6 protein-coding genes are annotated in these 6154 nt (G+C 64.6%); 5 read left to right on the forward strand and 1 reads right to left on the reverse strand.

From position 1 onward, the window contains the following. The coding region (locus NTZ26_12285; protein MCX6561277.1) for a glycoside hydrolase family 3 protein at positions 1 to 1484 on the reverse strand (1484 nt) is incomplete at its 3' end. Between the two features lie 562 nt (positions 1485 to 2046). On the opposite strand from NTZ26_12285, the gene NTZ26_12290 reads away from it, so the two are divergent. From NTZ26_12290 to NTZ26_12310, 5 genes are all read left to right on the forward strand, one after another. Next, the gene (locus NTZ26_12290; GenBank protein ID MCX6561278.1) at positions 2047 to 2982 is read left to right on the forward strand and encodes a hypothetical protein; all 936 of its coding nucleotides are present in this window, start codon (positions 2047 to 2049) and stop codon (positions 2980 to 2982) included. Between the two features lie 25 nt (positions 2983 to 3007). After that, complete coding sequence (locus NTZ26_12295; protein MCX6561279.1) at positions 3008 to 3556, forward strand: hypothetical protein; 549 nt, start codon at positions 3008 to 3010, stop codon at positions 3554 to 3556. A gap of 11 nt (positions 3557 to 3567) precedes the next feature. Further along, on the forward strand, positions 3568 to 5043 hold the full coding sequence (locus NTZ26_12300; protein MCX6561280.1) for a hypothetical protein: 1476 nt from the start codon (positions 3568 to 3570) through the stop codon (positions 5041 to 5043). Positions 5044 to 5054: 11 nt separating this feature from the next. Next, a complete protein-coding gene (locus NTZ26_12305) occupies positions 5055 to 6023 on the forward strand; it encodes a radical SAM protein (GenBank protein MCX6561281.1) in 969 nt (322 codons plus the stop codon). Next, on the forward strand, positions 6020 to 6154 hold a 135-nt coding region (locus tag NTZ26_12310; GenBank protein ID MCX6561282.1), incomplete at its 3' end, for a gfo/Idh/MocA family oxidoreductase. The genes NTZ26_12305 and NTZ26_12310, both read left to right, overlap by 4 nt.

A 6154-nucleotide genomic window follows, 5' to 3' on the forward strand; every position in this document is an offset into this window, starting at 1 on the left:
TCCGGCCCGGGCTCGGTCCGTAGGTACGCCGCGTCGATCGGGCCCAGGCGCGGAACCGTGCGTCCGCAGCCCGCGGCGTAGGCGATCGTTTCCCTGCCTTCGGCAGTCGTGCGCAGGGCTTCGAGCAGGCTGACTTTGCGGACGCCGGGGCCGCTATATCCGCCCAGCCGGGCTTCCATGGCGTCGGGGCCGATGACGGCCAGCGAACCGCCGCGCCGCAAGGGCAAGGTATTCGATTCGTTCTTCAATAGGACAATCGATTCCTCGGCTGCTTTCCGGGCCAGAGCGCGATGGACGGGACTGCCGTTCAATCGTTCGGCCTCGGCGGGATCGACGAAGGGGTTCTCGAACAACCCCAGCTCCATCTTGGCCCGCAGGACTCGGCGCACCGCGTCGTCCACCCGGGACTGCCCGACCCGCCCTTCCAGGATCGATTTTTCGAACAGGGCGGCGTGCGAACGGGCCGTCTGGAAGATCACGTCCAGGCCGCTCGTCCAGGCCTGGCGGCCCGATTCGTCGTAGGAGTCCGAGGTCAGGTGAAGGCTGTAGCTTCCGCCGACCGCGCAGGCGTCGGAGATGACGAAGCCGCGGAAAGCCCATTCGCCTTTAAGGATCCGGTTGAGAAGCCAATCGTTGGCCGAGGCGGGAGAGCCGCCGAGCGAGTTGTAGGAGGACATGATCGAGCGGGCCCCGCCTTCCGCCAGCGCAGCTCGGAAGGGCGGGAGCTCGATTTCGCGTAGCCACCGCTCGTCGTCGTGGATGGGGTAGCTGTCGCGCCCGCCGTCGCCGACGTTGGCCGCGAAATGCTTGGGGGTAGCGATGACGCCCTGTTTTTCGAAGGCGGCGACGAAAGCTGCGGCCATCCGCGAGGCGAGATGGGGGTCTTCGCCATAAGTCTCTTCGACCCGGCCCCAGCGCGGATCGCGGGCGATGTTGACGACCGGCGAGAGGATCTGGCGAATGCCGCGGCTGCGGGTCTCCCGGGCGATCGCCGCGGCGACTTCCGTCATCAGGCCGACGTCCCACGACGCGGCCAAGCCGATCGCCTGGGGGAACGCCGTGGCGCCGGATCGGATCAGTCCGTGCAGGGCCTCGTCGAAGGGGATGATCGGAATGCCGAGGCGGCTTTCCCCGGCGAACCATCGTTGGATTGCGTTGATGTCCTCGGCCATGCGGCGGGCGTCCGCACCCGGCGCATAGTCCAGCCTTTGGACGTTCTCTCCGGCCCGCCCGCGCGAGGCGACTTGCAGCCCGAAGATGCCGTCCTTGAACCAGCCGCGGTCGTCCGCGAAATCGTCAGGGATCATGAAGAGCTGGCGGAACTTCTCGGCCGGCGTCATCCGGCCCAGCAAGTCTTCGACGCGGCGCTCGAGGGAGACTCCGGGGTCGCGGTAGGGGGGACGGCTCGGATGATCCGGTCGACAAGACGCCGCGGCCAGGCTCGCCGCAACGGCGAGGAATGCCGTCAAACGCCGTTGTATCATCACGCGGCCATTCTAGCGGCGCTCTTCCGGGCGGTCAAGGCGCAGTCCCCCCTTGAAACCGGATTCAAGGCGGTTATAATGATGCCACCCCTTCTTCTATAGTCCGCTGGACGATCTGTTCGGCGCGACGGGGATCGGGATCAACCTCGGCTTTGGGTTCTGATCCGAGCCCCGCCCCAGCGAGCGCTCCGGCCGCCGTCAGTCCGTCCGCAGGATAATATTGACCGATTCTTAACACTGTTTTGACATCTCTGCCCGGCCTCTGCCGTACCCTGATAAAGGCAGGAAAAACGAAATAGAGGCCGAAATGAAAAAAAACACCCTCTTATTCATCGCCGTACTGGCCTTGTGGCCTCTCCGGGCGTTTTCGAGTCCAGGGGCGTATCCGGAAGAACTCAAACCCTCATTGCGGGCAAGCGAGGCTTATATCCTATCTCCCGTTCGGGCGAGCCTCCGGGACGGTACGACTGTGGAAGGCAGACTGTTGGGATTGGATGAAAGCCGCATCCTCCTTCGCGTCGAGGGTTCCACGAAAGGCCTCGAGAGGAAGGATCTTGTCAGATTGACCATCAAGGCCGAATCAGAAAAATCGCGGTTTTTCGTCACCGGTGCGCTTTTGGGCGCCTATGCCATGAGCCTTCCGATCGATCATTGGAATAATTCCCCCGCCCTGGGCTACCTGAGGGACTCGCCGTTCGCCATAGCTCTCGTCCGGGCCCTTCTGGGAGCGGGAAGCGGGCTTTTGGTGGGTTGGCTGGCGGATTCGATTTTCCATCGGCGCTTGGCCTCCTTTGGCCTTGACGGCCAGGAGGCATTCCCGGTCGAGGAATGGGAGCGGCTTCGTTTGTTCCTGGCGGGCTTCGGTGGGGGCCCCAGTCGATTCCATCTTTCGGTTGACGCCGGATTTGAATCGGCCGGCGGGACCAAAGATTGCTTTCGCGGGCTAGGCCCGGGCTTTATCTATGGGGAGAACAAGCCCTTCACTTTGTTCCGGCGCCTGCGACTGGAATATTCCGTTTTCCCGGCTTGGCGATTCGGCTATACCTTCGCCTCGTTGGGGGAGGCGCCTCGGGAATACTGGACGAAGAATTGCGATCCCAACCTCTCCGTCATCCAGCGAACAAATGGTCATTACCTGACCGCGGCTTTCACGCCCGCATTTCGTGGAGCGAGCCGGAACGCTTTGACCGCCGCTCTTGGTCTGGGCGGGGGCGTCGCGAACGTCGATCTGCGGACGGAGGCACAGTATTTCGCTGTTTCGGGCGCGGAGGAGCGATCTGAACGACAAGAACAAAACGTGAACAAGCTCGCCCCGAGCGTTCTCGTTTTCGCCGAAGCGGGAATCCGCCTTTACCGGCACCTGACCATCGGCCTCTCGGCCGATTGGGCTTGGGTGGCGGCTCAAGAGCTCCCGGCCTTTGCTCCCGCCTTGATGCCCGCCCGGCGGGTTTCGCTGTCGAGCGGGTCGCTGGGCTTCTGCTTGGGCCTTCATATTTGATTTAAACGCGATAAGGAGGAAGACCATGACACGGCGAATGATGGCTTGGGCGGCCTTGGCGGCCGTGGGCCTGATGACGATGGACTGCGCTCTCACGAACGTCCGTCTGTCCGGAGCCGGTCCCGGTTTGAACGGCGTGTTGGAGGCCCGCGCCTTTCCGGAAGTCGAGATTGTCACCTTCGAGGGGGATCCGATCATCGGGAAGATTCTGCGCCTGGAAAGCGGCTGGCGAGTGACTGTGCTGCCGATGCCCTATTGGAACGTGGCTACGGAAGTGAGGCCTTTGGCCGCGATTGCGCTCGTCCGCCGGCTCAAGACGCCGAGCCAAGCCGGCCCCGGCGCCTTGGCGGGCCTCGGGCTCTTCGGCACCCTGACGGGCCTCATCGGGATCCCCGCGTGCAAGTACGATATCGAATACCGAAACGTCGCGTTGGCTATTTCGTTGGCCGCCGTTGCGGGCGCGGGACTGGGCGCCCTACTAGGGCTGGCCGCTTCTAAGAAGGTCGTTTTTGATTTGGCCCGTATGAGCCCGGAGCAAAAGGCCGCGGCGCTGGCTGGGCTCATGGGCCGTTAAAGGAGGAAGACATGCGTGGAGGCACCATTCGGGTTCTGGCGGCTGTTCTGGTCGCCGTCTACTTGGCGGCTTGTTCGCGGGAAACGGCTTTCCTCGCGCCTCAGGAAGGATCTCTTATCGCGAGCCAGGACCGTGTCGTCGTCACGACGATCGAGGGCGCCGTCCTACAGGTTCTTGAGCCTCATTGGGACGGCGTATTCCTGACGGGCCGACTTGCCGGCAGCGGCCCGGTTTCAATCAATAGTACGTCTATCCGATCCCTAAGCACCGCCGCGCCCAAACGGGGCCTCGTGCCCGCGCTGCTTGCTTGCGGTGCTTTGGCTTTGGAGATTGCCGCCCTCGTCGGCTCTGCGACTGCGCCTTCCCCCCCGCCGATCAAATCCTGCCCCTTTTTCTATGCCTTTGATGGGATGCGCTACGTCTTCGAGGCGGAGCCATACGGCGGGGCCATCTCGCGCGCTCTGGCGCGGACGGAATGGATTCCCCTGGAGCATCTGGCCGCGGTCGGCGGCGAGTACCGGCTCTTGATGACCAACGAGCTGCAAGAGACCGAGCACGTGGATGAGGTCAAGCTCCTGGCCGTCGATCATGCCCCCGGTTTGAAGATTGTTCCCGATGTTTCCGGACGGCTGCACACGGTCCGCGCGCCCCAGCCGCCGCTCTCGGCTCGCGACGGCCGCGGCCGGGACGTCCTGGCCGATTTCTCCGAACGGGACGGGCGATTCTGGGAATCGACGTTCGAGACCGGCGCCGTGGGCGAGGACTTGCGGCACGAGATCGTCCTCGAATTCCCCAAGCCGGCCGGCGCGAAGGTCGTGAAATTGGTCGCCGATGCCTGGACGACGATCCGGGGCTCGCTGGCGGCCAAGGATTTTCTGGAGAATCTTGGCTCCGGAACCGAAGCGTTCTTCCGCGACGTCGACGCCCGCGGGCCGTCTTACGCCAAGCTCATGGGCTGGTACGCCCGCGAAGAGCTTTATCTCCTGAAGGTCCAAGTCGAGACGCCCCAGGGCTGGAAGCCACGGGCGGTCATCTACGGCGGCGGGCCTTTCGTGGCCAAGGAAAAAGCCTATGTCCTGGATGTCGGCGATATCCCCGGCGACATCCTGCGGATCAAGATGCGGCCTCCGGCCGGTTTCTGGCGCTTCGACAGTCTGGCCGTGGATTGCTCCGAGGATGCGCCGATGGCCGTACGCGAGCTGTTCCCGGCGGCTGTCGAGGGATCGACGCGGGACGTCGGGGCGGAGCTTGCGGCCGCCGACGGGGCGTTTCTGGTCATGCCCGCGGGCGGGACGAAAGTCGAGCTGCGATTTCTCGCGCCGCCGGTGACGGCGGGATGCGAGCGGAGCTTCATCCTGAAGGCCGCCGGGTGGTATGCGCCCCAATTCCGGGTCGACGGCGACCCGCGCCCGGAGACGTTCGACAGGATCATGTCCGAGCCCGGCTTCGCCCTGCGCTTGGCCGTCGAGGGATGGCGCCGGAAGTGAGGGAGGGATCGATGCGCGTCGAGGCGTTCCGGGGCGGTCGGGGCCGACGGCCTCGAATGCTCAAGTACCCGCTCAGCGATACGCCCCACTTCACCATTGAGACCAATAAGACCTGCAACCTGCGCTGCCGCAGCTGTTACAGTCTGGACCGGGAGGGCGTCAAGTCGAGGGCCGAGATCGCGGCCGAAGTCGATCTGGGGTTGTCCAAAAGAAACGCCGGCATTGTGACTCTGCTCGGCGGCGAGCCGACGCTCCATCCGGAGCTGCCCGGCATCATTGCCGATATCAAGGCCAAGGGTCTGCGCTGCCAGCTCCTGACGAACGGCGTCAAGCTTATGACCGCGGAGGGGGACGAGCTCCTCGACGCTCTCGCGGCCGCCGGCCTCGATCGCGTTTTCGTCCATATCGACGAGGGACAGGCCCATATCCACGGCGATATCGAAGCTGCTCGCCGCGCCGTTTTCGACAAGCTGGAGGCGCGGCGGATGCGCTTCGGACTCTCGCTGACGGTTTACGAGGACACGTCGGGCCGGATCCCGGATGTCCTTCGGGCCTATGCCGGATATCGGTATTTCGACAGCGTCCTGGCCGTTCTGGCCCGCGACGCCGGGACAACCTTTTCGTGCTGGCCGGCGTCCTGCATTGGGTGTTCAAGGGATACAGGCTCTATGTCCCGTTCCTCCGCCTCCCCGGCTTCCGGTTCATCGCCATCCAGACGCCCCCCGAGATGGGTGTGGATGCCGCCCATTACAGGCTTTGCCACAGCTGTCCGGATGCGACGATCCGGAACGGCCGCCTCACCCCGGTCTGTCTGGCCGATCGGATTAACCCGCTCGGCGCCGGCGATGGAGCGCCGGGAGAGGAAGATCGAATCCGCCGGGCGGCCGCCTATGGCCATCTCGGCGAAACCGTCGTTCCCTGAGCCCGGCCCGCCCGCTTCTGGTAGAATGGGCCCGTTCCCGAGGAGGGGCGGGCCATGAGCAAATCCTATCGCTGGGGCATCATCGGCACGGGCGGCATCGCCCGCGCTTTCGCCAAGGGGCTGGCGCAGCTTCCGGATGCGAAGCTCGCCGCCGTCGGCTCGAGGACGAAGGAAGCGGCGGACCGATTC

This window comes from Candidatus Aminicenantes bacterium, assembly GCA_026393855.1.
GTDB lineage: Bacteria > Acidobacteriota > Aminicenantia > Aminicenantales > UBA4085 > UBA4085.

Bases quoted from the DNA above. Each gene is read 5' to 3' on its own strand.
- NTZ26_12300 (MCX6561280.1), top strand. From the start codon at position 3,568: ATGCGTGGAGGCACCATTCGGGTTCTGGCGGCTGTTCTGGTCGCCGTC.
- NTZ26_12305 (MCX6561281.1), top strand. From the start codon at position 5,055: ATGCGCGTCGAGGCGTTCCGGGGCGGTCGGGGCCGACGGCCTCGAATG.
- NTZ26_12295 (MCX6561279.1), top strand. From the start codon at position 3,008: ATGACACGGCGAATGATGGCTTGGGCGGCCTTGGCGGCCGTGGGCCTG.